Here is a 26,986-nt window from a genome sequence, read left to right as displayed (position 1 = left end):
AGCAGGCTGCAATGCAACATCAGGATTATCAGGCGGCAATGGAGCAGCTTACCGATTATGCCAATCAATTTTCAGCCTTGGTACAACAGGTACTGTCCCAACGCCAACCTGGCGGCGCTGCCGCCCAGCCTAATCTGTTTGACCCGGCCGGCCTGAGCCAGCTGATAAAAGACAATGTCCAGGTGGATACTGCCAGCCTGGTGTCTCACCATATGCAGTTTTTGCAAGACCAGCAAGCCTTGTGGCAGCAAGCCAGCCGCGCCCTGATGGGCGAACAGATGCAGGAGGTGGTGACCCACGATGCCAAAGACAGCCGGTTTGCTCATCCGCAGTGGCAACAAAGCCCGGTGTTCAGTTATCTGCGTCAGGCATATTTGATCAATACCCGCATGTTTCAGGGCATGCTGGATTCCATGACCTTTGATGATGCCAAAACGGCTGAGCGCGTGCGCTTTTATACGCGGCAGTATTTAAATTCTCTGTCACCGTCGAATTATTTGTTATCCAACCCGGAAGTGTGCGAAGAAATTCTTAAAACCAACGGCCAGAGCATGGTCAAAGGGCTGGAAAATTTTTTACGCGATCTGGAACAAAGCCCGCTGGAGGCGTTTCGGGTGACCCAGACCGACCGCGATGCCTTCACCGTGGGCGAAAATCTGGCGACTACCCCCGGCCAGGTGATTTTTCAAAATGAGCTAATGCAGCTGATCCACTATACCCCGGCAGGCAAACAGCAATATGCGCGGCCGGTATTGTTTGTGCCGCCCTTTATCAATAAATACTACATCCTTGATCTGAATAAGAAAAAATCAGTGGTTAAAGGCTTGCTGGATGAAGGCTACGCGGTGTTTATGATCTCCTGGGTCAACCCGGATGCCAGTCTGGCCAGGCATGATTTTGTCAGCTATATGCGTCATGGCCCGTTAGCAGCGATGGATGTGGTGCAGGCGGTCACCGGTCAGGATAAGATCAACATGGTTGGATTTTGTGTGGGCGGCACATTGCTAAGTATGACCGCTGCCTATCTGCGCGCCCGCCAGGATGAGCGCATCGGCTCACTGACCCTGCTGACCACCCTGCTGGATTTTAGCGAGCAGGGCGAAGTTGGTAACTACCTGACCGAAGAAAGTGTCGCCATGATGGAGAATCATGCTGATCTTAAAGGGATCTATGATGGCCGGATATTGGGCTTAAGCTTTTCGCTGTTGCGGGAAAACAATCTGTTCTGGTCGTACTTTATCAATAATTATCTTAAAGGCCAGGACCCAGCTCCGTTTGATATTTTGTACTGGAATAGCGATCCCACCAACATCACCGCAGCCTGTTTTAAACAGTATCTGCGCCATACCTACATGAACAATACGCTTAAGGTACCCGGTGGCATACGCATCGACGGAACAGCGGTCGATCTGCGTAAAATCGACATGCCCGTGTATTTTCTTGCCACTGTGGCCGATCATATTGTGCTGTGGCAGGGGGCGTATCAGGGCACGCAATTAGTGAAAGGGCCGAAGCGGTTTGTGTTGGCGGGTTCCGGGCATCTGGCCGGGGTTATCAACCCTGAGCAAGGCGGCAAATACCCGCACTGGGTCAACGATGCGCTGCCCGACGATGCGCAGCAATGGTTTGCCGAAGCCACCGAAAAACCGGGCTCATGGTGGCGCGACTGGTACAGTTGGATGCAGGATCAGGATGCCACCAAGGTGAGCGCGGTGAGGCCCGGCAGCCATACTGATTATCCGGCCATTGAACCTGCGCCGGGCAGATACGTGCAAAAACAATTATAGCCAGACACAAAAAAGGCAGCCTCGGCTGCCTTTTTGTCGCGGCGAAGAGTTCGCCAGAAGATAAGCTAATTAGCTGTTTTCCTGCTGCTGTTCACGGGCAATGGTTAACACGCGTTCACGCAGTTGCTCATCGGTTTGCACTTTTTGTGCGATAGTGGTGTATTTTTCCACTGTCAGGCCGGTCTTTTCGATTTCGCTCACCATTTCAGACTGCGCCTGCTTTTGAATTTCCTGCGCTTTTTCCGGGCTTTCCACTTGCTTAAATTGTGGATCGTATTTGTTGGCTACATTACTTACCGCTTCCATTGCCATGGTAAATTTGAGCAAAGTAGCATCGTCGTAACTGGCTGATTGCTGCTGCGACTGCTGCTCAAGTCCCTGGTTAGAGGCTTGTTGCGCCGTGGCAGTAAAAGAAGCACAGGATGCAATAACAGCGCTTGCGGCGATTGTTTTAACAAATTTGTTCATACTTTGACTCCAGGTCAGTAGTTAATTTGCCCCTGGTCGAGGGCGCGCATCATGATAGAAGCCAGATTCGTACCAACTTCGGTTCGGGCTCAACAAATCATAGGGTTATCATTTAGTGGCACGCTAACATAGGATCCAGGGCCGACAAAAGTGTTGGTTATTTCACACACAATTGCGCCCCGCTTGCTCATTATGACGGTTATGGGTACTCTGAAGATCCTTTGTTGTGCTGGGCAAACTGTATGATCACCATCAAAAAATACCCCAATCGCCGGCTATACGACACTGCCCAGAGCCAGTATGTCAATCTTGAGTACATCAAATCGCTGATCAGCGACAGAAAAGACTTTGTGGTGGTGGACTCAAAAACCGATGCCGATCTGACCAAATCCATTTTATTGCAAATAATCAGTGAGTCAGAAACCAACGACAACCAGTCGCTGCTGACCAACTCGTTGCTCAAACAACTGATTCGGTATTACGACACCGACATGCAGGATTTTGTCCGTGCCTACCTGGAGCAAAGCCTGCTGCATGTAATGGAGCAGCAAGACCAGATGCAGGGCCTGATGAAAAACCTGATAGACAACCATCCTATGTCAGTGTTTGGCAAAATCATGGAAGACAACATGCACCTGTGGACAGGTAAAGGGAAAAAGTAACTAGTGAAGCATTGCTGCATAAAAAAATTGGTTGTCAGATAAAAAAGATATAAAAACAAATGCTGCTTTGCAGCAAATTGCATTGACCCCCTCCCCTTCCCTGTATACTATTTAACCACCATGCTGCAGCGCAGCATACTTATCTTGGTACAGGAGATTTTCATGTTTGGTCTTTTTTCTGCTTCACTAAAAGATGCTGACCAGCCGATGCAGGCGTGGTTTTCGCTGCATACTCAGGCTGCTGAGCAATTCGCTCGCCAACAATCTGAACTGGTCGCCGGCATGCTGTCCGATTCAATGAAATATGTTGAAGCGGTCAGTGTGGACCCCGAGTTCAAAAACATTATGGCGGCAAATTCTGAATACGCGGCTTCATTGCGCGAGCGGCTGGCCAGTTCATCGAAAGATGCCTGCCAGACCATCGCCCAGTTTCAGCAGCAGGCCACCGGCTTATTTTCACAGGGCATGCAGCAGTCAGCCGTTACGCCGTTTGCCCCTGCGTCCGCCCGTGCCAGTACCGAGGCCACTAGCGGTGAGGTAAAAGCGGCTAGCGCTGAGGCAAAGACCCCTAGCGCCCAGACTAACGCTGCACGCAAAAGTGCCAGCGACACAGCTAAAAAACCCAGCAGTAAGACCAGAACAAAGCCAGCCGCCAAGGCCAGCTCGAGCAAGTCGCCCCGCGCAGACAAACGCCCGGTCGACAGGCCATCGGTCAAAGCCAAGCCCGCTGATAAAACAGCAGCCAGCTCTGTGACGGAGACCAAAAGCGCTGCGCCGGTCAAACCGTCTTCGTCCACGGCCAAGGCACCAACTGCGGAGAGCAACCAAGCGGGTCAGCAGGCCAGTCAGCCAGCAAAAAACAGTGGCGCGTCGTCAGAAAAGTCGGCGCATAAGGCAGCCCCGTCAAAATCAGCGGGCTCACCAGCGTCGACTAAAACCGATTCAGCAAAATCTACCAGTTAAATTAAATTTCGTTAACCCATAATGGAGCACTACCATGTTTGAACAAATGAACGAACAATTCAAAGCCGCCATGAAACCGATGAACGATCTGGCTTCTTTAAACCTGACCACCGTGCAGCAACTAGCTGAAAAGCAAAATGCTTTATATTCCTCGTTGATGTCAGAAGGCATGACGTATTTTGAGAAACTGAGCAACCAAAAAGATGTGATGGCTGTGGCAGAAACGCAAAAAGCTTATTTTGAAGCGGTGCAGGAAAAAATGGCCGAAACCGCCAAAAGCTCGTATTCCATTATGAGTGAGGCACAGCAAAAAGCCGGCGAAATGTTCAAGAGCATGAGCGATGACGTTAGCGCCAAAGTTGCCAGCGCAGCCAAACAACCCTAAGCAGTTTGCAGCTGATGACCAAGTGTTATCAGCTGTCCCCCCGCCTGGGTGAGATGCTGCCGCCCTGTGTGCCCGGTCTCAAGTCTGTCTTTAGGAGTGTTGTTATGAACTACCAGGCGTACGATTACCTGACCCGCACCGCCCACGTGATGCACGAAGGCTTCAGTCTGATGCATTCGCTGGCCAGTCATCCGGCCAATTGGGTGTCCCATACCTTACCTGGCCGTGTCACCAAAGCCTCGCTGGAAACGGCCATGCGCCTGACCCAACGTTATGAAAAGTTAGGCTTTGATATCGATGAGGTCACCATTCGCGAGCAAACCCACCCGGTACGTGAAGAAATTGCGCTGAGCATGCCTTTTTGCGATCTGATACATTTTAATCGCATAGGCGTCAAAGATACTCATAAGGTGTTGCTGGTTGCCCCACTGTCCGGCCATTTTGCTACCCTGCTGAAGGGCACCGTCAATGCGCTGCTGCCCGACCACGAAGTGTATGTCACCGACTGGGCCGATGCTAAAGAAGTGCCGTTGAGTGATGGCCCCTTTACCTTCGATTGCTATGTGGAATATCTCATCCAGTTTTTGGAGTTTTTAGGTCCCGATACTCATTTAATGGCCATTTGCCAGCCCACCGTGCAGGCGCTTATCGCCACCGCGGTGTTAGCCGAGCAGCGCAGTGAGTGCACGCCCAAAACCCTGACCCTGATGGCAGGGCCGCTGGATACCAGCCAAAATCCCACGCGGGTGAATGACTTTGCCCAGCAGCATCCCATGAGCTGGTTTCGCCATGTGGCCATCATGCAGGTGCCCCACGGTTACCCCGGCGAAGGCCGGGAAGTGTACCCCGGGTTTATGCAACTGGGCGGCTTTATTAGCATGAATCAACAGGCGCATATGCGCAAATACATGAACTTTTTCCAAAACCTGGTGGTGGGTGAAGAAGAAGATGCAGACCGCTTCCGGGCCTTTTACGATGAATACATGGCGGTATTGGATATTCCGGCCGAATTTTACTTAGAAACCATCGAACGGGTCTTTAAGCACAATGAATTGGCCGAAGGCACCATCACCTACAAAGGCAAACCGGTTAATTTTGGTGCCATCACTAACACGCCACTGCTAACTGTGGAAGGTGCCGACGATGATATTTGCGGGTTGGGCCAAACCCAGGCAGCACATACCATTTGCCATGCCCTACCGGATACGCTGCGCCAGCATCATGTCCAGCAAGGGGCCGGTCATTACGGCATTTTTAGTGGCTCCAAATTCCGCACTCAGGTGCGCCCGCTTATCACTCAGTTTATCCACAAAAACGACTGATTCAGCCGAATTTCATTCGCCCTGACCACATTCTTTAAGATAGCATGGACGCTTCTTACTCAGAAGGTAATGCTATGATACGCTTTTTCTCTTCGCTGGGATGGATGTGTGCTGCGGTGCTGTCGTTACCGGCCACAGCTCAAACCGACTCCGATTTTGCTCAATGTAAAACCCGCCTGGCCGAGCAGGCTGTAACCGAGGGCGTGGCTCAGCCGGTGGTGGATACCGCCTTTGCCAGTATCGAACAGATTGACCGGGTGATTGAGCTGGATCGCAGTCAGCCTGAATTTGTCACCACCTTTCCGGATTATTACAGCAAACGGGTGACCGACTGGCGGGTAAGTAAGGGTCAGCAATTGCTGGCAGAACATGGCCCGCTACTGCGTAAACTGGAACAAGAGTACGGCATCCCGCCTCATTATCTACTGGCCTTCTGGGGCCTGGAAACCAATTTTGGCGGGTATAAAGGCAAAATGCCGGTGCTCAGTTCGCTGGCCACGCTGGCCTGTGATCGCCGCCGCAGTGCCTACTTTACCCAAGAGCTGATGACCGCTCTTAAATTGATGGAACGCGAGTCGTTAAGCCCCGACACCATGGTGGGATCCTGGGCTGGTGCCATGGGCCACACCCAGTTTATGCCCAGCGCCTATTATCAGTATGCCACTGATGGGGATGGCAATGGCCAGATCAATTTGTGGCACAGTGAAGCCGACGCCTTGACCAGTGCGGCTAACTTTTTAGCGAATCTGGGTTGGCAGCCTGGTTTTCGCTGGGGCCGGGAAATTGCTCTGCCCAAGGACTTTGATTATCGTTTGGCCGGATATCAACATCGCCGCAGCGTCAGCGCCTGGCAAGAACAGGGCATTACCCTGCCTTCCGGAGCAGCTTTACCGGCCAGTGACATCAGTGCCTATGTCGTCGTGCCCGCCAGCCATCAGGGCCCGGCGTTTTTGGCTTACCAAAATTTTCGTGTGATCATGCGCTGGAACAACTCGGAGTTTTACGCCATCGCCGTGGGCGCGCTGGCCAATCAAATTGCGGGTTCACCGGGTTTACGTCAGGCCTTACCGGAACTGCCTGCCTATACCCGCCAAGATATTTTGAGTTTGCAGAAAACCCTGAATGCAAAAGGCTTTGAAGTAGGTAAACCCGACGGGATTTTGGGTCCGGCGACCCGTGCCGGGATCCGTGAGTTTCAGCTGGCCAATCAGATGATTGCCGATGGGTTTCCAACCCGGGAGGTCATGCAGACGCTGGGGCTTACAGTGGCCCAGGACAGCGCCTCGTTATAACACGCTCGCCCCGGGCTATTGCCCGGGACAAAAGCGCCTTAATACATGTGCTGGCCACCATTGACCGATAAGGTCGAGCCAGTGATAAAGGTCGCGTCATCGTCGACCAAAAACAGTACGGTTCGAGCGATGTCTTTGGGTGAGCCTAAGCGCCCAACCGGAATCTTAGCAATAATCTTTTCTAATACCTCGTCAGGCACTGCACGCACCATTTCGGTATCAACATAGCCTGGGGCAATGGCATTGACAGTAATGCCCTTGGCTGCACTTTCTTGCGCCAGAGCCTTGGTAAAGCCATGAATGCCGGATTTGGCTGCGGCATAGTTAACCTGACCATATTGGCCAGCCTGGCCGTTGATCGAGCCAATATTCACAATGCGACCAAATTTACGGTCGCGCATGCCTTCGATGACTGCACGCGAGGTGTTAAAACAAGAGCACAGGTTAGTTTCGATCACAGAATGCCATTGCTGAGCGTCCATGCGATGCATTGTACCATCACGGGTGATCCCCGCGTTATTGACCAGAATATCTACCGGGCCAAAATCATTTTCGATTTGCTGCACTGCCTGCTGCGTTTTTTCAAAATCTGACACATCAAACTTTAGCGCGGTGATGCCGGTTTTGTCAGTGAACTTTTGCGCGGCTTCATCATTACCACAATAATTAGCAATAACCTGATAGCCTGCTTCGTGTAGTGCCACACTAATGGCTTCTCCAATACCGCGAGTACCGCCTGTGACCAGAGCGATTCTGCTCATGTTGCATCCTCCGTGTGTAAGGTGTCGATCCCATTGATCGCAGCCAGTATAGTCACGAAATTTGCTCGCTGAACAGCCTAAATTTTAAACTTTTTCTGTTTATTTTGTGAGCGCTTAACGCTTATTTTGTAAACAGTATGTGAAATCGCTTTAAAATCAATTCATTGCTCTTTTGGTTTTGGTGGTGGCCTGAGCGCTACTCGGATCATCCGGCCAGTAATGTTTGGGGTACCGGCCTTTCATCTCTTTTTGAATTTGCTGATAGCTGCCCTGCCAGAACAGCCCCGGATCCTGGGTTTTTTGTAACGGCCGGCCCGCCGGTGACAATAGCGACAAGGTCACGGTGTGGTGGCCCTGAGCAACAGTGTATGGGGCAGTCTGGCCATACATTTCCTGCATGCGCACCGCCAGAATAACCTGACCATCTGCCTGATAATCCAGGGTGTGGGTGTGGCCTGACGGCACTGTTATGTTTTCCGGCAACAAAGTCGCCAGCGCATCCTGTTGCGGCCAGGTCAACGCCTGATTAAACAACGTAAACCAGGCGATATCAGCAACCTGCTCGTAGCGTCGGCAACGACCCAGTGCGCGGTGCAATGCCTCCTGGTCCAGTTGCTGTAACAATGATTCCTCCGTTGGCCAGGGATCCGGCTCGGCAAACGCCTGGGGTTGCGGCAGAGCCAGCTCCCGGGCCAGCGCCAGCCGATTGAGCCATTGCCGGGTTCGGGCTGACAACGGCCAGTCGCTGAGCGGCTGGTCCTGCAAATGCTGCCACCAAGCATTGGCCAGCGCGGCCGGGGGCGGGCTGGCCAGCGGCTCACTGCTTAAAGTCAGGGCAAACAGGCGGCGCACCTGGCGCGCCTGGATCAGGCCCTGTTGAAGATCCAGACTGACCTCGGCGGCCTGCTGGATCTGGGGCTCAAATAGCTGCATGACCACCGCTTCGCTGACTGGCTCAGCCTGGCGGACGGTAATAGTGGCGCCCTGTTGCTGGCCGTGTAGCATAGCCAGCCACTGCGCCTCGCCAACCGGGCCGTCGACCACCGCCCCCTTGCCCGAGGCCAGCTTCCACTGGCCATGCTGGCGGTGGGCCAGACGCTCCGGATAAGCCAGTAATATTGCCACAGCTAATAGCGCCGGCTCAGGCTGCGTGCTCAGCGTATCAGTAGGCGCCACCTGTTTAAGCAGGCGCTGGGCTTGTTTGCGCAGCCGTTGCAGCTGGCCCGGCTCGGCCTGCTGTACCAGATCGCTGACCCGAAAGGCGGTATGCCGCCCGCTATCTTCGGCCAGTGCCACCATCCAGGCGGCGGCGCTGGTTAGGCCCGGATATTCGGCAGCGCGCTGAATACTTTGCAGTAAGGCATGCGCTAAACGCGGCTGACAGGGCAAGCTGGCCAACTGCCGGCCATATGCAGTGATTTGCCACAGACCAGCCGAGTTCACGGTGATGGCTTCAAGCTGCAGCAAAGTATCACGGGCATAGGTTTGCTGCGCTGTGCCAGGTGCATCCAATAAGGCCAGTTCATCCAGCTGACTGCCCCAGCTCAGCGCCTCCAGTAACAAGGCGGTGACATCTTCACACAGTATTTGCGGCTGGGCGAAGCGGCGCATGCGTGCTGTTTGCTCTTTGGCCCACAGCCGTACGCAACGACCGGGACGTAGCCGCCCGGCCCGGCCCAGACGCTGGTCTGCCGATGCCTGGGAAATCATTTGCTGGGTAAGCTGGGTCAGGCCGCTACCCGGGTGAAACTGGGCATGATTTTCCAACCCGCTGTCCACTACCCCTTCGATGTTATCAATGGTCAGCGAGGTTTCGGCCACATTGGTGGCCAGAATGATTTTTTGGCGGCCCTGCGGGTCAGCCACCAGCGCAGCCTGTTGTTGCTGGCGTGACGCGGCACCATACAGGGTGTGCACCACCACCGACGCGGTCGGCAGCATCTCGTTTAACTGGCGCTGGACCGCGCGAATGGCGCCCCTGCCGGGTAAAAATACCAACACATCGCCGGTCACTGCCTGGCACAGCGCGCGTGCCTCGCGGGCCACTTGTTGATGCAGTTGCGCTGGTGCCACCTGCCCGGTGTAGCTAAGTGTCACCTCAAACATGCGCCCGCTGGTTTCCACCACCGCTGCGGCGGGCAATAAGGTGTGCACCGCCTCCACATCCAGGGTGGCCGACATCATCAGCAAACGCAGATCGTCGCGTAGCCCCTGCTGCACTTCCAATGCCAGTGCCAGACCAAAATCACTGTGAATATTGCGCTCGTGAAACTCATCAAACATCAGGATATCGACGCCAGCCAACTCCGGATCCTGGGCAATCCGCCGTGCCAAGATGCCCTCGGTAATGATTTCTAACCGGGTATCAGGCCCAACCTTGCTGTCACCGCGCACCCGATAGCCCACTGTCTGGCCCACCGATTCACCCAGCTGCGCGGCCAGATAGGCTGCTAAACTGCGCACCACCACCCGGCGCGGCTGCAACATTACAATGGTCTTATCGGTAAAGTGTTTGAGCAGCGCCAGCGGTAGCACCGTTGATTTACCGGCACCAGGCGGGGCTGCCACAATGCAGTCGGTGCTGGCCAGGGTGTCACACACTTGCCCTGCAATGGCCTGGGCGGGAAAACGGTGGGTCGGATCAGACATAAAACGCAATTATCCAATGCAAACAAACTCTAGTCTGGCTATTGTACGTACCCACTGGGTAAATGCATGAATTTTTCCGACAGGGAGCCTGTATGACTATGCGCTGTTTTGTTGGCCTGGCACTACCGGCCGAGACCAAGTTGGCGCTGGCGGACTGGCGAGACCGGGCATTTCCGGATATTCGCGCGCCGGATCCACAGCGCCCGCCCCCGGCGCCCGGCCAACCGGCCATTCCGGTAACCGTGCCGGCAGCCAACTTACATCTGACCCTGGCCTTTTTGGGCCAGCTCAGCCCGCGCCAGCATGAAGCCTTGTGCAATGAACTGGACACAGTGTCAGCGCCGCCGGTACCGGTGATCCTGGATACCACCGGGGTCTGGAATGGGCCTAAAATCATCTATGCTGCGCCCAACCAGCCTGCCGAGGAGCTGATGCAGCTGGCCAAGCAGGTCCGTAAAGCCGCACGCCGAGCAGGTATTCAGGTGGATAGCCGGCCGTTTCAGCCGCACGTCACCTTGATCCGCAAGGCCACCACCGCAGTGCCCCCGCCGTTGACCATACCCGATGTTCACTGGCAATGCCGTGACTTTCATTTGTTTGAGTCGGTCAGCCAGCGCCACGGCGTGCACTATCCGATTCGCCACAGCTGGCCGCTGCGCCCGGCATTGTCTATTCGTGAGCAGTTGCGGCGAGGCCAGATTGAGCGCTAACAGCCGGCGTTTTGCGCCAGCTAAGCGAAAGGCTTTACATTCTCAGCTGGCCCCGGTACAACATCATGACCGGCACATTTTTTAAGCGAACCAGGCCATGCAGCATACTTTTCGGCTTGTCATTGATTGCCCCGATCAGATTGGGTTGGTAGCCCGGGTGGCGCAGTTTTTAGCTGACCACCGCGCCACCATTGTCGAAGCCAGTCACCACACCGATTTACAAACCGGCCGCTTTTTTATGCGCCATGAGATTGGTACTGAACATCTGAGCCTGGATTATGCCGGCTTTGTGCAGGCCTTTACGCCGCTGGCCGAAGAATTTCAGATGCAGTGGCAATTACGCGATTCCGCCCGCCGTCAGCGAGTGGCTTTACTGGCCAGTTTGGAATCCCATTGTTTGGTGGATTTACTGCATCGCTGGCACACCGGCGAGCTGTACTGTGACATTCCCTGTATCATCGCCAATCATCCGCAACTGGAAGAATTTGCCCAGTGGTATAATGTGCCGTTTTATTTTGTCGATTTTCATCAGTTGGGCAAGGCAGCAGCCTTTGCCAAAATTGCCCGCTTACTGCATGATCATCAGGCTGACCTGACCGTGCTGGCGCGCTTCATGCAAATTCTGCCGGCGGATATGTGCCAGACTCTGGCCGGCCGGGCGATCAATATTCACCACAGCTTTTTACCTTCGTTCGCCGGCGCGCGGCCTTATCAGCAAGCCTATGAGCGAGGCGTAAAACTGATCGGTGCCACCTGTCACTATGTCACCAGCGACTTAGACGAAGGCCCGATCATCGAGCAAAGCGTTAAGCGCATCAGTCACAGCGACAGTGCCGCCGATATGGTGCGCAAGGGCAAAGATTGCGAGGTCACGGCGCTGGCCCACGGGGTGCGTTATCACTTAGAGGACAGGGTCATTATTCATCATAACAAAACCGTGGTGTTTGCCTGAGCTTACTGCCAGGCGGCACGCCGCTGACGGCGCAATAAGCGCACATAAAACCAGCTGTTAGACAGCGCAAATAAGCTTTCGGTCAGCACCACGCCCCAGGTCTGATTGACCAGCGCATAAGCGGCAAATATCACCGAGCCGCTGATCATGCACAAGCGCAGGCCGGCCTCCCGACAGTGCAGCTCACCAAAGCGATACAGAATAAAGGTCATCAGCGGCAGGATCTCCAGCCAGCCGGTATTGCCGGTACGCTGATTGATGTAGCCGATCAGCCCGGCCATCAGCACAATCAGCACTCCGGTCAGATGCCGATTCACCAGGCGTTGAGTAAGCAGACGGTAGCTGGTGCTCATGCCCGCAACGCTCATCACCACCACCCCACTCCAGGCACCTTGTACAGCCAGCAAAGTGGCAATGGTGATACACAAGCCTAAATTAATCAGCAGCAGTTTTTGTTCGGTGTTGGACCAGAATGACAACAGCGCCAGGCACACCGGCGCGCTGTGTAGCAGCAGTTCGTAGGACATGGGGCGGCTCCAGAAAAAGAACACGATATATAAGGCTGAAATCCCGGCGGGGGCCAGAAGCTGCGCAGTGTACGCTGCAGCCCATTTTTTCGGCAAGCAATTTTTTATGACCTTTTTATGACAGCGAATTTGCGTGCAAATCCGATGAGTTTACAGCTTTCTACGGTGTTGAGGCGATGCGGTGTATTTAACTTCGCGTCACTATCCTCTAGTATAAATTTTTTAACAAAACGACAATAAAAGACAGGAATGCAATATGGGAAAGTTTAAGGCGTCACTGACAGCCGCTGCTGTGGTGCTGGGACTATCAGCCTGTAGTAATCAGGCAGAAGTGTCCACACCAACAACTGACACCGCCACCAGTGCTGAACAAACAGCATTTGATAATGTGTTGTTGCAGGAATACCAGGGCCCGTACAGCGGTGTGCCGCAATTTGAAAGCATGCAACTAAAAGATTTAAAGCCTGCCTTAGAAAAAGGCATGGCGCTGAATCTGGCTGAGATTGAAGAAATTGCCAATAACCCAGAAGCCCCTACCTTTGCCAACACCATCGCGGCCATGGAGCGCGCCGGTGAGCCGCTCAAGCGAGTATTTACTTACTGGGGGATCTGGAGCTCAAACAAGTCCAGCCCGGAGTTTCGTGAAATCCAAACCGAGATGTCGCCAAAATTGTCGGCCTTTTTTACTCAGATTACGCAGAATCAAAAACTGTTTGAACGGGTCAAAGAGGTGTATGAAAGTGATGAGATGAACAGCCTGACCGAAGAAGAACAGCGCGTCACCTGGCTGACCTACAACAGCTTTGCCCGTAACGGCGCCACGCTGGATGGCGACAAAAAAGCTCGTTATGCCGAAATTAACGAAGAGCTGGCCAAACTGCACACCGAGTTTTCCAACAATGTGCTGGCGGACGAAGAAAACTATGTCACCTACATCAGCAAAGACCAGCTGGATGGCCTGCCAGAAACCTTTGTGACCGCCGCAGCCGCCGCGGCCGCTGAGCGTGGCCGTGAAGGTGAATACGCCATCACCAACACCCGCTCTTCGATGGACCCGTTTTTGACCTATTCCACACACCGCGATCTGCGCGAAAAGGTATGGCGCACTTATTATGATCGTGGCGACAATGGCGGCGCGCAGGACAATAATGAATTGATCAAACAGATCCTGAAGCTGCGTGATGAGCGGGTAGAGCTGCTTGGCTATGAAGATTATGCTACCTGGCGCTTAGAAGACCGCATGGCCAAGACCCCAGAAGCCGCCATGGACCTGATGATGAAGGTATGGCCAGCAGCCATTGCCCGGGTCGAACAGGAAGTGGCTGACATGCAGGCCATTGCCGATAAGCAGGGCGACGATATCACCATCGAGCCATGGGATTATCGCTTCTATGCTGAAAAAGTGCGCCAGGCTAAATACGATCTGGACTCCAACGAAGTCAAAGAATATCTGCAACTGGATAAACTGCGCGAAGCCATGTTCTATGTGGCCGGCCGCTTGTTCAACTTTGACTTTGCGCCGGTCGAGGAAGGCAAGGTGCCGGTATTCCACCCGGATGTAAAAGTATGGGAAGTTACCGACAAAGACAGTGGCGAGCATATCGGTTTATGGTATCTGGACCCGTTTGCGCGTAAAGGTAAACGCTCCGGTGCGTGGGCAACCACCTACCGGGATTACACCACCTTTGATGGCAAAGAAACCGTATTGTCATCTAACAACTCAAACTTTGTAAAAGGCCCGGAAGGCGAGCCTACGCTGATTTCCTGGGATGATGCCGAAACTTACTTCCATGAATTCGGCCACGCCCTGCACTTTTTGTCTGCCGATGTGGCCTACCCCACTTCGCACTCAGGCGTACGCGATTACACCGAGTTTCAATCACAGCTGTTGGAGCGCTGGCTGACCACCGATGAAGTGATTGATAACTACCTGGTGCATTATAAAACCGGCGAGCCGATCCCGGATGAGCTGGTAGCCAAAATCAAACGGGCCTCTACCTTTAATGAAGGGTTCAAGACCACCGAGTATATGGCCTCGGCCATCATGGATCTGCTGTATCACACCACCGATCCTAAAGACATCGACCCGGATGAGTTTGAAAAAACTCAGTTAGAAAAACTGGGGATGCCCGAAGAAGTGGTGATGCGTCACCGTAGCCCACACTTTGGCCATATCTTCTCCAGCGAAGGCTATGCAGCAGCTTATTATGGCTATATGTGGGCCGAAGTATTGACTGCCGATGCGTCTGAAGCCTTTGCCCAGGCGCCAGGTGGATTTTACGATGAAGAGCTGTCCGAGCGGTTAGTAAAATATCTGTTTTCGGTCAGAAATGCCATGGATCCAGCCGAAGCCTATCGTAAGTTCCGCGGCCGTGATGCCAAAACTGACGCGCTGATGCGTGACCGTGGTTTCCCGGTACCTGAAGAGAAAAACTAAGCGTTAACACGCGCACTTACTATTAACCTGCCCCAGCTTGCTGGCGGCGGGTTTTTTTATGTGCCTGGCACTTTTTTTAACCAGGACATTGCTTATAATACCTGCTACTTTTGTTTCTTTTATGTTCTGTGGTTGCCCCCTGCCGCCCCAGATCTAATGCATTAAGGTGGCTGTCTGATGCAATTTCGCGCGTTATCCCTGAAACACAAATTATCCTGTTTACTTTTGGTTGCCGTGATCACCGTGGCAATTTTGCTTAGCACCCTTAACCACTTCAGCAGTCGTCAGTTGCTGCGTGAGCAGGTCGAACAAGGCCAGTTGCCCGGCATGCTGAATCATATCGCGCAGCGCGTGGAAACCGAGGTCAGTACCATGCAGGCAGTGGCCCACGCGGTAGCCACCAATCCGCTGGTCCTGCAGTGGTCCGCCGCCGGCGCGCCTCAGGCCCAGTTACCGCAGGTGCTGCGCTATTTACAACAACAGGCAAGCTTTAATGATCTGAGCGTGGTGTCGTTTGCTGACCGTCAGACCCATAACTACTGGAACCAGGATGGCTTTTTGCGCACGCTGCAAAATGATGCCAGCGATGGTTGGTTTTTTGCCTATAAAGACAGCGGCCAGGCCCAGTCGCTCAGCCTGTACAATGATCCCAAGCGTGGCTATCAGTTATATGTTAATTATCAACAAGTGCAGGGCCGCGGGCTTTCAGGGGTATCCAAATCGGTGGATGCCCTAATGTCGGTGCTCAACGAAGTACGCCTGGCAGAATCCGGGCAGCTGTTTTTGGTCGATGGCAACGGCTCGGTGCTGGCCCATGCCGACCAAAATTTGTTGGGTAGCGCCAGCCTGGCTAGCCTGACCTCGCCGGCGGTAGCCGGCCAGTTACTGGGTGAGAGCGATTTTGCCCTGGCCGAATGGCAGCACGAGGATACCGCCATGCTGCTGGCCAGCAGCCCGGTTAATCGCGCCGGCTGGTATGTGGTAGCCCAGGTCCCGGAGCACGAATTGTATACTCAGCTGAATCAGGTGACGCGCAACAATTTAATCGCAGCGGCCATCATTGCGGTAATTTTTGCCCTGCTGGCGCTAATGGTGGCCCGTACCATCACCCGGCCCATGGAACAATTGGCCGACACTTTTGACCAGCTGGGCCAGCGCGGCGGCGATTTAACCACCCGGCTGGATGCTCCGGCGCAGCCAGAGATGCAACGTCTGGTGGCCGGCTTTAATCAGTTTGTGAGCATGCTACATCGCACCATGCACGCGGTTGCAGCAGACAATCAACAGGTTAAACAGGCGGCCCATGAAGTGGCCAGTACTGCCCGCACCAGCGAATCTTTGTCGCAAACCCAGCGGGACCGCACTTTACAGGTGGTCAGTGCACTGACCCAATTGTCCGCTTCAGCCCAGCAAATTGCGCAGTCAGCGCACAGTGCAGCCAGCCATGCCAACCAGTCGGCTGGCGATACTCAGCAGGGTCGCGCATTGACCGGCCAGGCCGTGGAGCTGATTGAAACCCTTGATGGTCAGGTCAGGCAGGTGGCAGTAACCATCACCTCGTTAGATACCCGCACCGCCGCCATCGGCTCAATATTAGACACCATTCGCAGTATTTCAGAGCAAACCAATCTGCTGGCGCTGAATGCCGCTATTGAAGCCGCCCGCGCCGGTGAGCATGGTCGTGGCTTTTCGGTGGTGGCCGATGAGGTACGCAACCTGGCGCAGCGCGCAGCCGAGGCCACCGATGAAATTCAGGATAAAATAAATAGTTTGCGGGCAGACTCTGAGCAGGCGGTGGTGCAAATGCAGCGCAGCCAGGCGCAAACCGAGCAGGTGGTCAGCCATACCCATACCATTGATGCCTTACTACAACAAATTACCACAGCCATCAGTGAAATTGATCAGATGAACACTCAGATAGCCGGCGCCACCGGTGAGCAGCGCAGTGTGCTCGAGACAGTCAATGCCACCATGCACAGCATGAGTGACAGCACCACCGAGGGCGCCACCACCATCAGCCAGCTGGCTACCATTAGTGCGCAGCTGGATGAGGCTGCCGATGGCCTGGCAGCACAAATTCAGCGCTTTCGCTTGTAACGCATCTCGGCCAACGCAATCCGGCTTTCACGTACCGGCGTGACCGCCTGACAAACGCAGGCGGATCAGGCGCGCCGCCTGCCAGGGAGAGCGCTCCTGAGTCAGCCAGATGTCACCTGATTGATTAACGCACACCGCTTCCACCTGAGCCAGTCCGCCCAGCTCAGCCACCCCGGTTACCGCAAAGGTGGCTGACACCGTCGCAATAAATGGGGTGAACCAGCCAATGGCATTGGTGTGATAGCCAACCACCACATAGCGGCTATTGCGTGCATCCCAGTCGGCGCCAGTGATTAGCCCTGGCAATGTATCAATCATCGCGGTGGGTGTCAGCGAGGTTGCCGGCTTTTGTACGTCAATCTGATAGACCCGGGCCCGGCCGCTGCGCCAGCTTTTGGAAAACAATATCAATTGATTATCTTTGTACGCCAGCGCTTCGGCATCAAAATCATGAGCGTAGGGCTGATTGTCTGCCGGCGTATTGCCGGCATAGGATAACGCCAGTTGGCCCTTAAGCTGCAAACTGGTGGCATCGAGCTGATGGATACGGATAGTCTGGCGCTTACCGCGGTTGTTGCCGATATCCGCCACAAAAATAGCTGAACCACTGGCTGCCAGCGCTTCCCAGTCGTGATTAGCCACCGGCAGCGCAGTTTGCCCGGCAAGCTGGCCCTCTGCGGTCAACCGATACAGTACCGGTGCATTGCCCGAATCATTAATGGTATACGCCTGGTCACCCGCGCAGCGTAAACCAGACGTTTCAGCTAAGACCTCCGGTAACGGGTGACGACTGACGATATCTACGCGCAAGGCGTCACTGGTGGTGGTGCTGCTGCAACTGCTTATTTGCAGGGTCAGGCCGATAGCCAGCAGACGGGCCAATAGGGGGGGCCGCCATGGCTTCACATGAGGGTCGGGTTGCTGCATCAGAACTCCCTATCTGCAGATGACAAAAATCTCATACGCGCGGTATGCACCGCCCAGTGAGTGGCGGGTAGCGCGCAAGGCCGGGTTTATTTACGGCAATATCATCCGTCTTGGTCGCAAATTAGTACAAATCATACAAAATTTTGCCATCACGTGCTGTTAATTCAACGCTGCACACTTTATGTAAGGGAAGCAATTTGTCAGATCCACTCATTAGCCTGGTCAGTGTTGGTTTGTTGTCCATTGCCTGCCAGTATCTTGCGTACAAAATTCGCCTGCCGGCCATTTTGCCGTTGTTGATCGTAGGAATTCTGGTGGGTCCGGTGTTTAATCTGCTGGATGCCGATGCCTTATTTGGTAACCTGCTGTTTCCGATAGTCTCATTGTCGGTGGCAATTATTCTGTTTGAAGGCGCGCTTACCCTCAAATTAGGCGATATTCGCGGCCACGGCAATATGGTGCGAAATTTATGCAGTATTGGGGTCGCGGTCACCTGGGGCGTGGCCGCGGTGGCCGCCCATTATGCGTTGGGCATGAACTGGGAGCTGGCCTTTTTATTTGGTGCCATCGTTACCGTCACCGGCCCCACAGTGATTGTACCGATGATCCGCACGGTGCGCCCGCAAACCAATGTGGCAAATATCTTGCGCTGGGAAGGGATCATCATTGACCCCATCGGCGCGCTGTTAGCGGTACTGGTCTTTGAGTATATCGTGGCCTCACAAAGTGAAGCGGTCACCCACACTGCGCTGATATTTGGTAAGACCGTCGGCATCGGCGCGGGTTTAGGTGTGGTGGGCGGCTACCTGCTGGGGTACTGTCTGCGCAAAAAGTGGATTCCCCATTATCTGGAAAATACCGCGGTTCTGACCATCATCTTAGGGGTATTTGCCGCCTCCAATACGGTGGCCCATGAATCTGGCTTATTGGCGGTGACTGTGCTGGGGATGGTACTGGCCAACATGAAAAATGTGGATGTGGATGACATTCTGGAGTTCAAGGAAACCTTAAGTGTATTACTTATTTCCGGACTGTTTATTTTGCTGGCCACGCGGCTCGATCTGCAAGCGGTAGCCAATGTCGGCTCGGGCATTGTGATTGTGCTGCTGGCGGTAATGTTTATCGCCCGGCCGCTGTCAGTAGCGGTATCATCCATTGGCACCGGGCTGAATTTTCGTGAACTGGCACTGCTTAGCTGGATCGCCCCGCGCGGTATCGTGGCGGCTGCGGTCTCCGCGCTGTTTTCACTCAAGCTCGAAGAGCTTGGCTATGAAGGCGCCGGAGTAATTGTGCCAATCGTGTTTTTGGTGATTATTGCCACCGTGGTGGTGCAATCATTAACGGCAAAGCCGGTAGCACAGTTATTAAAATTACGGGCGCCGCCGCCTAATGGTTTTTTGCTGTTTGGCGGCAGTCAGTTTAGCCGAATGCTGGCCAAAGAGCTCGATAAGCAAAAAATTCCGGTGACCGTGGCCGACACCAACTGGGATGCCATTCGCAAAGCCCGTATGCAGGAAATCTCGGTGTATTTTGGCAACCCGGCGTCAGACCATGCTGCGCGGCATATGGATATCAGCCGACTGGGTACGGTGTTGATCATGTCGCCCTATAAGCAGCTTAACCCGTTGATTGCCTATCATTTTGAATACACTATCGGCAAAGATAAGGTGTGGGGGCTGACCAATAACGAGCAGGATGCCCGCCCCAGTCATCAGGTAGGCAAACATTATATTCGCCGGATGGCCTTGTTCGACGAAGGGGTAACTTATGGCTATCTGGCTCAGGCTGTGTCCCATGGCGCCACAATTAAAACCACACGTATCACCGAGGAATTCAGCTACGAAGACTACCTGAAAACGTACGGCGACCGCGCTATGCCGTTGATTGCCATTGATGCCCAGAATAAAACACACGTGATATTACATGGTGAAGATTTAGAGGTGGCCCCCAACTGGCGTTTAATCAGCCTGATCCGGCCTGAAGAAGAACCGGTCTAAGCACCGGTTGCAGAAAATGCCCTCTGCCGCTGCGGCAGAGGGCGCTCCCTGGAATATGTGCACATCGCGGTTGTTGCCTGAACCATTATTGCTGTTGTTGTACGAATGATGCACCCCAGTCATAGAGCAAGGGCCAGGCCAACACGCTAAACCATTGTTTTATCTAAACTTACCTTAATTTTACTCAACGAATCCTATACACCACGCCCTGATGCGGTGCAATTCACGCTGCACTGTGAACCAAAATGGGGTTCGCATTTTAGCCATGTGATTGTTTTTTCTTCAAAATAGTATCAATGCAAGCCAGGCTGGCAGTCACCGCGCCTTGATTTTGCTGGACTACCTGGGCGCCAGCATCACCCGCCCGGCGAGCGCTCTTTGGATCGTCCAGCCAGCCAGCCAATACCGCCTGCATTTCTTTTGCCCCGGGCACAATGTGCAGCGCGCCAGCATCCGCCAGGGTTTGGCAAATTACCGGGTTATTGTAGGTATGCGGGCCCATGACCACAGGCAAGCCTAATGCGGCTGGCTCAAGGGCATTGTGCCCACCACGCTGGGCAATGGAGCCACCAACAAAGGCCAGGGTCGCCACCTGAAAGGCCTGGGTTAACCGACCCATCTCATCTAACAGCACAATGCGGCAATCCTCTGGCAACTGGTTTTGCGTACTGCTGCGCACAAATCTACGGCCCTGCGCTTCCAGCAATTTTGCTACTGTGTCAAAGCGCTCCGGGTGGCGTGGCACAATCACCAGCACCAGGTTCGGGTACTGCGTATGCAGCGCATCGTAGGCTGCCAGTATCACCTCTTCTTCAGGGTCATGGGTACTGCCCGCCACCCACACAGGCTGATGGGTGTTATCCAACGCCATAAAGGGCGCACCGCCAGTGGGCGGCACCGCAGCCTGATCAAATTTGATATTGTTGGTTTGAGTAAGCCGTGCGGGTGGCATCCCTAATTCGACATACCGCTTAAAATCATCCGGGCCCTGCGCACACACATGGGTAAGCTTGCGTAGCATGGGGGTAAATAACCAAGAGACCTTTTGATAGCGCCGGGCCGAGCGCGCGGTCATCCGTGCATTGATCACCACACAGGGTAGCTGGCGCCGGGTGCAGGCATCGATCAGGTTAGGCCATAGTTCAACTTCGGTGATCAGAACCAGTTTAGGCGCCACCCGGCGCAGCATCGTATGCATCGCCAAGGGAACATCCAGCGGCAAATAAAAATGATGCACGCTGTCGCCAAAAATGGCGCGCACCTGGGCTGAACCGGTGGGGGTGGTGGTGGTGATGGTCACCGGGGTGTGCGGCTCACGGGCCATCAATGGCTTAATGAGCGCTGATGCTGCCACCACTTCGCCCACCGACACACAATGAAACAGATAGCCGCCTTCAGCTGGCGGCCGGGCCACCCAGCCCAGCCGGGACAGCGGCGCATGATTGTCATAGCGCTGGCGCCGCACACCGCGCTTGAGCAGGCCCACATAAGCCAGCGGGAACAGCAGGGTCAGCAGCACTGTATACAGCCAGCGGGTCAGCGTCTGAGCCAGGGTGTCAGAAGAGGTAAGGGTCACCATCGTGTGCATTACAGAAAAAAAGCCAGGGCGGTATTGTAAGCAGTGGACGGCAGAAGCCAAGCCTGTTGTGGCAATTAGGCCAGATTGAAAGCAGCGAAGTGCAACAAGGGAGGAAACGCGGTGCGCAAGAGTAGAGGTTTCAGACACAAAAAAGCCGCTCATCAGAGCGGCTTTTTTAATCGACATGAAAAGTCAGCTTATACGCCGGCTTTTTCTACCACGTCAACCAGTGTCCAATTTTTATTTTTAGACAGTGGACGACATTCGCGAATAGTCACGATATCGCCTTGGTTGCAGGTATTGTTTTCGTCGTGAGCGTGCAACTTAGTTGAACGTCTGATGAACTTCCCATAGATAGGGTGCTTAACAAACCGCTCTACTACAACTGTGATGGTTTTATCCATCTTGTTGCTAACCACACGACCTTGTACTGTACGAATATTTTGCTCAGTCATTACGCATCAGCCTTTTGAGTCAGAATGGTTTTAACACGCGCGATGTTACGACGCACTTTCTTCAACTGGTCGGATTTTTCAAGCTGACCGGTTGTGTGCTGCATGCGCAGATTGAACTGTTCGCGTAGCAGGTTTAATAACTCTGCATTCAGCTCTTCTACGCTTTTGTCTTTCAGTTCAGTCGCTTTCATTACATCACCGTCCGAGTTACAAAGGTTGTTTTAAATGGCAGTTTAGCCGCTGCCAATTCAAACGCCTCGCGTGCAAGAGCTTCAGGAACACCTTCCATCTCGTACAATACACGGCCAGGTTGAATCTGGCATACCCAGTACTCAACGTTACCTTTACCTTTACCTTGACGAACTTCAAGAGGCTTTTCGGTAATTGGCTTGTCAGGGAAAACCCGAATCCAGATTTTACCTTGACGCTTAACGTGACGAGTCATAGCACGACGCGCGGCTTCGATTTGGCGCGCAGTCATACGACCACGGCCAGTTGCTTTCAGGCCATATGTACCGAAGCTTACTTTGCTACCTGCAACAGCAAGACCACGGTTACGACCTTTATGCTGTTTACGAAATTTCGTACGCTTAGGTTGTAACATGATTAGCCCTCTCGCTTAGCGCTGCGGCCTTTCTTCTTAGGTTGAGGAGGAGTTGGCTCCTGGTTCGTAGGCAATCCGCCCAGAACTTCACCTTTGAAGATCCATACTTTAACGCCGATGATACCGTAGGTAGTTGACGCTTCGGAGGTTGCGTAATCGATATCTGCACGGAAAGTGTGCAGTGGAACGCGACCTTCACGATACCATTCAGTACGGGCAATCTCTGCACCGCCTAAACGACCGCTAACTTCAACTTTGATACCTTTAGCACCAAGACGCATTGCATTTTGTACCGCGCGCTTCATGGCACGACGGAACATAACACGACGCTCCAGCTGGCTAGAGATGCTATCAGCTACTAACTGACCATCCAGCTCGGGCTTGCGTACTTCTGCAATGTTGATCTGAGCAGGCACACCGGCCAGCTTAGATACATGGTTACGCAGCTTTTCTACGTCTTCACCTTTCTTACCGATGACCACGCCAGGACGAGCAGTGTGAATTGTCACACGGATGCTCTTGGCTGGACGCTCGATAACAATCTTAGAAAGAGACGCATTTTTCAATTTCTTAGTCAGATACTGACGTACCTGATGATCGTTGTACAGGTTGTCTGCATAATCTGCGGTATTAGCGTACCAGGTAGAAGTCCATGGTTTGCTGATACCCAGGCGTATACCTGTAGGATGTACCTTCTGTCCCATTATCTACTCCTAGTTATCCGCTACAACCACAGTGATGTGACTGCTGCGTTTAAAGATACGGTCAGCACGGCCTTTGGCACGTGGCTTGATACGCTTCATTGTTGGACCTTCGTCAACAAAAATCTTTGCAACGCGCAGTTCATCAATGTCAGCACCTTCGTTGTGTTCTGCGTTAGCAACCGCAGACTCCAGTACTTTCTTGACAAGCGCAGCGCTTTTCTTAGGGCTGTAAGTCAAAAGCTCCAAGGCTTTTTCGACATGCATCCCACGAATTTGATCCGCAACCAAACGTGCTTTTTGAGCAGACGTGCGGGCAAAACGGTGTTTAGCTAATGCTTCCATCTTCCTACCCCTTAACGTTTGCTTTTCTTATCCGCGACATGGCCGCGGTAAGTACGCGTTGGCGCAAATTCGCCCAACTTATGGCCGACCATTTCATCGCTGATGATGACTGGAACGTGCTGGCGACCGTTATGGACCGCAATGGTCAACCCAATCATATCTGGGATGATCATAGAACGGCGTGACCAAGTTTTAATTGGTTTACGCTCGTTCTTTTCCACTGCAGCCTCTACCTTCTTCAGCAAGTGAAGGTCGATAAATGGACCTTTCTTGAGAGAACGTGGCATGGTGAATCCTCGCTTTATTTGTTACGACGACGTACGATAAGTTTATCAGTACGCTTGTTGCTTCGGGTCTTCTTACCTTTAGTAGGAGTACCCCAAGGAGAAACTGGGTGACGGCCACCGGATGTACGTCCTTCACCACCACCGTGTGGGTGATCTACCGGGTTCATGGCAACACCACGAACGGTAGGACGAACACCACGCCAGCGGCTTGCGCCTGCTTTACCCAGTGAACGTAGCATATGCTCTGCATTACCTACTTCACCGATAGTGGCGCGGCAATCAGACAATACTTTACGCATTTCGCCAGAACGCAGACGCAAAGTAACATAGTTACCTTCACGAGCCAGGATCTGGGCATAAGCACCAGCAGAACGTGCAATCTGTGCACCCTTGCCAGGCTTCATTTCAATCGCGTGTACAACGGTACCAACTGGGATATTACGCATAGGCAGCGTGTTACCCGCTTTGATCGGAGACTGGGTACCAGATTGAATCTGATCGCCAGCTTTAAGACCTTTAGGTGCCAGAATGTAACGACGCTCACCGTCTGCATACAGTACCAGAGCAATGTTAGCAGAACGGTTTGGATCGTATTCTAAACGCTCAATTTTACCGACGATACCGTCTTTGTTGCGTTTAAAGTCAATCAGGCGGTAGTGATGCTTGTGACCACCACCAACGTGACGTACTGTGATACGACCATTGTTGTTACGACCGCCAGACTTGCTGTTTTTTTCCAGCAAAGGTGCGTAAGGAGCGCCTTTGTGCAGGTCAGGATTAATGACCTTAACAACGTGACGACGACCGGCAGAAGTTGGCTTAGCTTTCATTAATGGCATTTCTAATCCCCTTCTTACTCAGCGCCACCGACAAAGTCGATGTCCTGACCTTCTTTAAGCGAAACGTACGCTTTTTTCCAGTCGCTGCGTTTACCGAAAGACATACCGTGACGCTTGGATTTTCCTTTAACGTTAACAGTACGAACACCTTCTACTTCAACTTCAAACAGCTTTTCAACCGCTGCTTTCACTTCCGCTTTAGTGGCGTCTTTCGCTACTTTAAATACAACTGTGTTGCCGGTTTCAGCAGCCAGAGTCGATTTTTCTGAAACGTGAGGTGCTTTTAGCACCTTCAGTAGACGTTCTTCGTTCATGCTAACGCCTCCTCAAGCTGTTTCACCGCATCAGCAGTGATAAGCACTTTTTCAAATGCAATCAGACTTACCGGGTCGATACCAGCTACATCACGAACATCAACCTTATACAGGTTGCGCGCCGCCAAAAACAGATTTTCTTCTACTTCTGAGGTCACGATCAGAACATCATTCAGTTCCAGTTCGTTCAGCTTGCCAACAAGGGCTTTAGTTTTAGGTGTATCAACACCGAACTTTTCTACCACTACCAGGCGGTCCTGACGGATCAGCTCAGATAGGATGCTTTTGATCGCACCACGGTACATCTTCTTGTTAACTTTTTGCTCGTGATCACGAGGCTTAGCAGCAAACGCGCGGCCACCACCAACCCAGATTGGGCTGCGGATAGTACCGGCACGGGCACGGCCAGTGCCTTTTTGACGCCATGGCTTCTTACCGCCACCGCGTACTTCAGCACGAGTCTTTTGTGCTTTTGTACCCTGACGAGCGCCGGCGCCGTAAGCTACAACGACCTGGTGTACCAGGGCTTCGTTGAATTCACGTCCAAAGGTCGCTTCGGATACTTCAAGAGCGCTTTGCGCATCTTTCAATGTTAATTCCATCAGTTCACTCCCCAGGCGTTACGCTTTGATCGCAGGCTTGACGATTACATCGCCGCCTGTCGCGCCAGGTACGGCACCTTTGACCAGGATCAGGTTGTTTTCCAGGTCTACACGTACCACTTCCAAAGACTGCGTAGTCACTTGCTTGTTACCAAGCTGACCAGCCATTTTCTTGCCTTTGAATACTTTACCTGGTGATTGGTTTTGACCAATTGAACCAGGAGCACGGTGAGACAAAGAGTTACCGTGAGTCATACGCTGAGAACTGAAGTTCCAACGTTTGATAGCACCGGCAAAGCCTTTACCTTTAGATGTACCTGTTACATCAATTTTTTTGGTGTCGTTAAAGATTTCAACAGTGATTTCACTGCCTACTTCAATGTCGGCACCTTCGTTGTCTTCCAGGCGGAATTCCACTAAAGAACGACCTGCTTCAACACCAGCTTTAGCAAAATGACCTGCTGCAGCTTTGTTGACGCGGTTCGCTTTCTTGGTTCCAGCAGTAACCTGAAGAGCGCGATAACCGTCAGTTTCTTCAGTGCGTAACTGAGTAACACGGTTGGGGGTCGCTTCAATAACAGTCACAGGGATAGACGTGCCATCTTCAGTGAAGATGCGAGTCATACCCACTTTACGACCGACTAGACCAATCGCCATTGTTATAACCCTCTCTTGTTAGCCCAGGCTGATTTGAACATCAACGCCGGCGGCCAAGTCCAAACGCATCAGAGCGTCAACTGTTTTATCAGTTGGCTCAATGATGTCTACCAAACGCTTGTGAGTGCGGATTTCATATTGATCGCGCGCGTCTTTGTTAACGTGCGGAGAAATCAGAACTGTATAGCGTTCTTTGCGAGTAGGCAGTGGAATTGGACCGCTGACCTGAGCACCAGTGCGTTTCGCCGTTTCAACGATTTCAGCCGTAGACTGATCGATCAACTTGTGATCAAACGCTTTCAAACGAATGCGAATTCTTTGATTTGGCATCGATTAAGCTCCAATCGAAAGAACAAAAAAATTCACCCTTTCTCTTCCCTTTTTGGTATGGAAAGAAAGGATGTGCGTAAACCGGTGGTTCCAAATCGGAACCCTGTTCTTCTTCTAGCACGCCGGTAACAGGTTTGAATCCAGCTGGACCGAATCCGTCACGTTGGCATCCACCCTAAAAACAGTGTGGTTGCGGCTAAAATTTTTTGCCCTAACTTGGGCAGAGGCGCGCATTATATACAGGTAGCGCTTATTTGCAAGCCTTTTTGTGCAGAAAAAATGATCAGCCACGGGCGATCCGGATCGTAGCCAGCCAGCGCTACGCCGGTGCCTGCAG

Annotated in this window: 28 protein-coding genes; 11 read left to right on the top strand and 17 right to left on the bottom strand. The window is 53.1% G+C overall.

All coding sequences use genetic code 11. From position 1 onward, the window contains the following. The first annotated feature begins 11 nt into the window (after window positions 1-11). Complete coding sequence (locus ACTUJZ_RS10275) at window positions 12-1,787, top strand: PHA/PHB synthase family protein (protein ID WP_463636216.1); 1,776 nt, start codon at window positions 12-14, stop codon at window positions 1,785-1,787. Between the two features lie 69 nt (window positions 1,788-1,856). Here the strand turns inward: ACTUJZ_RS10275 and ACTUJZ_RS10270 are convergent, their stop codons facing one another. Further along, window positions 1,857-2,255 carry a DUF4168 domain-containing protein gene (locus ACTUJZ_RS10270; RefSeq protein ID WP_463636215.1) on the bottom strand — a complete coding sequence of 133 codons (399 nt, stop codon included), beginning with the start codon at window positions 2,253-2,255 and terminating at the stop codon, window positions 1,857-1,859. 242 nt (window positions 2,256-2,497) lie between these two features. Here ACTUJZ_RS10270 and phaR point away from each other — a divergent pair, with 242 nt between their 5' ends. The 5 genes from phaR (at window position 2,498) to ACTUJZ_RS10245 (ending at window position 6,879) form a co-directional block, all read left to right on the top strand. Then, window positions 2,498-2,917 carry a polyhydroxyalkanoate synthesis repressor PhaR gene (gene phaR / locus ACTUJZ_RS10265; protein ID WP_463636214.1) on the top strand — a complete coding sequence of 140 codons (420 nt, stop codon included), beginning with the start codon at window positions 2,498-2,500 and terminating at the stop codon, window positions 2,915-2,917. A 162-nt stretch (window positions 2,918-3,079) separates the two neighbouring features. Further along, entirely contained in the window at window positions 3,080-3,880 is an 801-nt protein-coding gene (locus ACTUJZ_RS10260) for a phasin family protein (RefSeq protein ID WP_463636213.1), read from the top strand. Window positions 3,881-3,914: 34 nt separating this feature from the next. Next, entirely contained in the window at window positions 3,915-4,265 is a 351-nt protein-coding gene (locus ACTUJZ_RS10255; protein ID WP_463636212.1) for a phasin family protein, read from the top strand. Window positions 4,266-4,369: 104 nt separating this feature from the next. Then, complete coding sequence (locus ACTUJZ_RS10250; protein WP_463636211.1) at window positions 4,370-5,587, top strand: polyhydroxyalkanoate depolymerase; 1,218 nt, start codon at window positions 4,370-4,372, stop codon at window positions 5,585-5,587. 74 nt (window positions 5,588-5,661) lie between these two features. Next, complete coding sequence (locus ACTUJZ_RS10245) at window positions 5,662-6,879, top strand: lytic murein transglycosylase (protein WP_463636210.1); 1,218 nt, start codon at window positions 5,662-5,664, stop codon at window positions 6,877-6,879. A gap of 38 nt (window positions 6,880-6,917) precedes the next feature. Here the strand turns inward: ACTUJZ_RS10245 and phbB are convergent, their stop codons facing one another. Together phbB and hrpB are read right to left on the bottom strand one after the other, a co-directional pair. After that, complete coding sequence (gene phbB, locus ACTUJZ_RS10240) at window positions 6,918-7,640, bottom strand: acetoacetyl-CoA reductase (protein WP_463636209.1); 723 nt, start codon at window positions 7,638-7,640, stop codon at window positions 6,918-6,920. A 156-nt stretch (window positions 7,641-7,796) separates the two neighbouring features. Further along, entirely contained in the window at window positions 7,797-10,289 is a 2,493-nt protein-coding gene (gene hrpB, locus ACTUJZ_RS10235) for an ATP-dependent helicase HrpB (RefSeq protein WP_463636208.1), read from the bottom strand. A 92-nt stretch (window positions 10,290-10,381) separates the two neighbouring features. Here hrpB and thpR point away from each other — a divergent pair, with 92 nt between their 5' ends. Together thpR and purU are read left to right on the top strand one after the other, a co-directional pair. After that, the gene (gene thpR / locus ACTUJZ_RS10230; RefSeq protein ID WP_463636207.1) at window positions 10,382-10,999 is read left to right on the top strand and encodes an RNA 2',3'-cyclic phosphodiesterase; all 618 of its coding nucleotides are present in this window, start codon (window positions 10,382-10,384) and stop codon (window positions 10,997-10,999) included. A 97-nt stretch (window positions 11,000-11,096) separates the two neighbouring features. Next, the gene (gene purU / locus ACTUJZ_RS10225) at window positions 11,097-11,951 is read left to right on the top strand and encodes a formyltetrahydrofolate deformylase (protein WP_463636206.1); all 855 of its coding nucleotides are present in this window, start codon (window positions 11,097-11,099) and stop codon (window positions 11,949-11,951) included. A gap of 2 nt (window positions 11,952-11,953) precedes the next feature. Here the strand turns inward: purU and ACTUJZ_RS10220 are convergent, their stop codons facing one another. After that, window positions 11,954-12,478, bottom strand: coding sequence for a YgjV family protein (locus tag ACTUJZ_RS10220; RefSeq protein WP_463636205.1), 525 nt, complete (start codon window positions 12,476-12,478; stop codon window positions 11,954-11,956). A gap of 256 nt (window positions 12,479-12,734) precedes the next feature. On the opposite strand from ACTUJZ_RS10220, the gene ACTUJZ_RS10215 reads away from it, so the two are divergent. Both ACTUJZ_RS10215 and ACTUJZ_RS10210 read left to right on the top strand, forming a co-directional pair. Then, window positions 12,735-14,915, top strand: coding sequence for a M3 family metallopeptidase (locus ACTUJZ_RS10215; protein WP_463636204.1), 2,181 nt, complete (start codon window positions 12,735-12,737; stop codon window positions 14,913-14,915). Window positions 14,916-15,092: 177 nt separating this feature from the next. Further along, the gene (locus tag ACTUJZ_RS10210; RefSeq protein ID WP_463636203.1) at window positions 15,093-17,012 is read left to right on the top strand and encodes a methyl-accepting chemotaxis protein; all 1,920 of its coding nucleotides are present in this window, start codon (window positions 15,093-15,095) and stop codon (window positions 17,010-17,012) included. A gap of 27 nt (window positions 17,013-17,039) precedes the next feature. On the opposite strand, the gene ACTUJZ_RS10205 is transcribed toward ACTUJZ_RS10210, so the two are convergent. Further along, window positions 17,040-17,939, bottom strand: a complete 900-nt coding sequence (locus ACTUJZ_RS10205) for a hypothetical protein (protein WP_463636202.1) — start codon at window positions 17,937-17,939, stop codon at window positions 17,040-17,042. A gap of 197 nt (window positions 17,940-18,136) precedes the next feature. Between ACTUJZ_RS10205 and ACTUJZ_RS10200 the strand changes: the two genes are divergently transcribed. Then, window positions 18,137-19,936, top strand: coding sequence for a cation:proton antiporter (locus ACTUJZ_RS10200; protein WP_463636201.1), 1,800 nt, complete (start codon window positions 18,137-18,139; stop codon window positions 19,934-19,936). A gap of 259 nt (window positions 19,937-20,195) precedes the next feature. Here ACTUJZ_RS10200 and waaA read toward each other — a convergent pair whose 3' ends face one another. The 12 genes from waaA to rpsJ all read right to left on the bottom strand — a co-directional run bounded on the left by waaA (window position 20,196) and on the right by rpsJ (window position 26,649). Then, on the bottom strand, window positions 20,196-21,524 hold the full coding sequence (gene waaA, locus ACTUJZ_RS10195) for a lipid IV(A) 3-deoxy-D-manno-octulosonic acid transferase (protein WP_463636200.1): 1,329 nt from the start codon (window positions 21,522-21,524) through the stop codon (window positions 20,196-20,198). A 188-nt stretch (window positions 21,525-21,712) separates the two neighbouring features. Beyond that, window positions 21,713-21,970, bottom strand: a complete 258-nt coding sequence (gene rpsQ / locus ACTUJZ_RS10190) for a 30S ribosomal protein S17 (protein WP_463636199.1) — start codon at window positions 21,968-21,970, stop codon at window positions 21,713-21,715. Continuing rightward, window positions 21,970-22,161 carry a 50S ribosomal protein L29 gene (gene rpmC / locus ACTUJZ_RS10185; protein WP_191023725.1) on the bottom strand — a complete coding sequence of 64 codons (192 nt, stop codon included), beginning with the start codon at window positions 22,159-22,161 and terminating at the stop codon, window positions 21,970-21,972. The genes rpsQ and rpmC overlap by 1 nt, the downstream gene beginning before the upstream one ends. Further along, window positions 22,161-22,574: a 50S ribosomal protein L16 gene (gene rplP, locus ACTUJZ_RS10180; protein ID WP_137168350.1), complete on the bottom strand. Its 414-nt coding sequence runs from the start codon at window positions 22,572-22,574 to the stop codon at window positions 22,161-22,163. Before rplP ends, rpmC begins: the two co-directional genes overlap by 1 nt. 2 nt (window positions 22,575-22,576) lie before the next feature. Then, window positions 22,577-23,278: a 30S ribosomal protein S3 gene (rpsC, locus tag ACTUJZ_RS10175; RefSeq protein WP_463636198.1), complete on the bottom strand. Its 702-nt coding sequence runs from the start codon at window positions 23,276-23,278 to the stop codon at window positions 22,577-22,579. 9 nt (window positions 23,279-23,287) lie between these two features. Beyond that, entirely contained in the window at window positions 23,288-23,620 is a 333-nt protein-coding gene (gene rplV, locus ACTUJZ_RS10170; protein ID WP_463636197.1) for a 50S ribosomal protein L22, read from the bottom strand. A gap of 11 nt (window positions 23,621-23,631) precedes the next feature. Continuing rightward, window positions 23,632-23,907, bottom strand: a complete 276-nt coding sequence (gene rpsS, locus ACTUJZ_RS10165) for a 30S ribosomal protein S19 (RefSeq protein ID WP_013785731.1) — start codon at window positions 23,905-23,907, stop codon at window positions 23,632-23,634. Window positions 23,908-23,921: 14 nt separating this feature from the next. Continuing rightward, on the bottom strand, window positions 23,922-24,746 hold the full coding sequence (gene rplB, locus ACTUJZ_RS10160; protein ID WP_463636196.1) for a 50S ribosomal protein L2: 825 nt from the start codon (window positions 24,744-24,746) through the stop codon (window positions 23,922-23,924). Between the two features lie 14 nt (window positions 24,747-24,760). Then, window positions 24,761-25,060, bottom strand: coding sequence for a 50S ribosomal protein L23 (gene rplW, locus ACTUJZ_RS10155; RefSeq protein ID WP_463636195.1), 300 nt, complete (start codon window positions 25,058-25,060; stop codon window positions 24,761-24,763). Continuing rightward, window positions 25,057-25,662: a 50S ribosomal protein L4 gene (rplD, locus tag ACTUJZ_RS10150; protein ID WP_137168355.1), complete on the bottom strand. Its 606-nt coding sequence runs from the start codon at window positions 25,660-25,662 to the stop codon at window positions 25,057-25,059. The genes rplW and rplD overlap by 4 nt, the downstream gene beginning before the upstream one ends. 18 nt (window positions 25,663-25,680) lie before the next feature. After that, window positions 25,681-26,319, bottom strand: a complete 639-nt coding sequence (gene rplC, locus ACTUJZ_RS10145) for a 50S ribosomal protein L3 (RefSeq protein ID WP_463636194.1) — start codon at window positions 26,317-26,319, stop codon at window positions 25,681-25,683. Window positions 26,320-26,337: 18 nt separating this feature from the next. Continuing rightward, entirely contained in the window at window positions 26,338-26,649 is a 312-nt protein-coding gene (gene rpsJ, locus ACTUJZ_RS10140) for a 30S ribosomal protein S10 (protein ID WP_010179497.1), read from the bottom strand. Window positions 26,650-26,986: the final 337 nt, after the last annotated feature.

Source organism: Alteromonas sp. WD8-37, assembly GCF_055326825.1.
The sequence above is the reverse complement of the archived record's forward strand: the minus strand, read 5'-3'. Positions and strand labels throughout refer to the sequence as shown.

Coding starts and splice junctions, on each gene's coding strand:
- rplD (WP_137168355.1), bottom strand. CDS start 25,662: ATGGAATTAACATTGAAAGATGCGCAAAGCGCTCTTGAAGTATCCGAA.
- rpsJ (WP_010179497.1), bottom strand. CDS start 26,649: ATGCCAAATCAAAGAATTCGCATTCGTTTGAAAGCGTTTGATCACAAG.
- ACTUJZ_RS10220 (WP_463636205.1), bottom strand. CDS start 12,478: ATGTCCTACGAACTGCTGCTACACAGCGCGCCGGTGTGCCTGGCGCTG.
- rpmC (WP_191023725.1), bottom strand. CDS start 22,161: ATGAAAGCGACTGAACTGAAAGACAAAAGCGTAGAAGAGCTGAATGCA.
- rplC (WP_463636194.1), bottom strand. CDS start 26,319: ATGGCGATTGGTCTAGTCGGTCGTAAAGTGGGTATGACTCGCATCTTC.
- ACTUJZ_RS10215 (WP_463636204.1), top strand. CDS start 12,735: ATGGGAAAGTTTAAGGCGTCACTGACAGCCGCTGCTGTGGTGCTGGGA.
- ACTUJZ_RS10260 (WP_463636213.1), top strand. CDS start 3,080: ATGTTTGGTCTTTTTTCTGCTTCACTAAAAGATGCTGACCAGCCGATG.
- rplV (WP_463636197.1), bottom strand. CDS start 23,620: ATGGAAGCATTAGCTAAACACCGTTTTGCCCGCACGTCTGCTCAAAAA.
- waaA (WP_463636200.1), bottom strand. CDS start 21,524: ATGCACACGATGGTGACCCTTACCTCTTCTGACACCCTGGCTCAGACG.
- phbB (WP_463636209.1), bottom strand. CDS start 7,640: ATGAGCAGAATCGCTCTGGTCACAGGCGGTACTCGCGGTATTGGAGAA.
- ACTUJZ_RS10245 (WP_463636210.1), top strand. CDS start 5,662: ATGATACGCTTTTTCTCTTCGCTGGGATGGATGTGTGCTGCGGTGCTG.
- ACTUJZ_RS10205 (WP_463636202.1), bottom strand. CDS start 17,939: ATGCAGCAACCCGACCCTCATGTGAAGCCATGGCGGCCCCCCCTATTG.
- thpR (WP_463636207.1), top strand. CDS start 10,382: ATGACTATGCGCTGTTTTGTTGGCCTGGCACTACCGGCCGAGACCAAG.
- rpsQ (WP_463636199.1), bottom strand. CDS start 21,970: ATGACTGAGCAAAATATTCGTACAGTACAAGGTCGTGTGGTTAGCAAC.
- phaR (WP_463636214.1), top strand. CDS start 2,498: ATGATCACCATCAAAAAATACCCCAATCGCCGGCTATACGACACTGCC.
- ACTUJZ_RS10275 (WP_463636216.1), top strand. CDS start 12: ATGCAACATCAGGATTATCAGGCGGCAATGGAGCAGCTTACCGATTAT.
- rplW (WP_463636195.1), bottom strand. CDS start 25,060: ATGAACGAAGAACGTCTACTGAAGGTGCTAAAAGCACCTCACGTTTCA.
- rpsS (WP_013785731.1), bottom strand. CDS start 23,907: ATGCCACGTTCTCTCAAGAAAGGTCCATTTATCGACCTTCACTTGCTG.
- purU (WP_463636206.1), top strand. CDS start 11,097: ATGCAGCATACTTTTCGGCTTGTCATTGATTGCCCCGATCAGATTGGG.
- ACTUJZ_RS10250 (WP_463636211.1), top strand. CDS start 4,370: ATGAACTACCAGGCGTACGATTACCTGACCCGCACCGCCCACGTGATG.
- ACTUJZ_RS10210 (WP_463636203.1), top strand. CDS start 15,093: ATGCAATTTCGCGCGTTATCCCTGAAACACAAATTATCCTGTTTACTT.
- rpsC (WP_463636198.1), bottom strand. CDS start 23,278: ATGGGACAGAAGGTACATCCTACAGGTATACGCCTGGGTATCAGCAAA.
- rplB (WP_463636196.1), bottom strand. CDS start 24,746: ATGCCATTAATGAAAGCTAAGCCAACTTCTGCCGGTCGTCGTCACGTT.
- hrpB (WP_463636208.1), bottom strand. CDS start 10,289: ATGTCTGATCCGACCCACCGTTTTCCCGCCCAGGCCATTGCAGGGCAA.
- rplP (WP_137168350.1), bottom strand. CDS start 22,574: ATGTTACAACCTAAGCGTACGAAATTTCGTAAACAGCATAAAGGTCGT.
- ACTUJZ_RS10270 (WP_463636215.1), bottom strand. CDS start 2,255: ATGAACAAATTTGTTAAAACAATCGCCGCAAGCGCTGTTATTGCATCC.
- ACTUJZ_RS10255 (WP_463636212.1), top strand. CDS start 3,915: ATGTTTGAACAAATGAACGAACAATTCAAAGCCGCCATGAAACCGATG.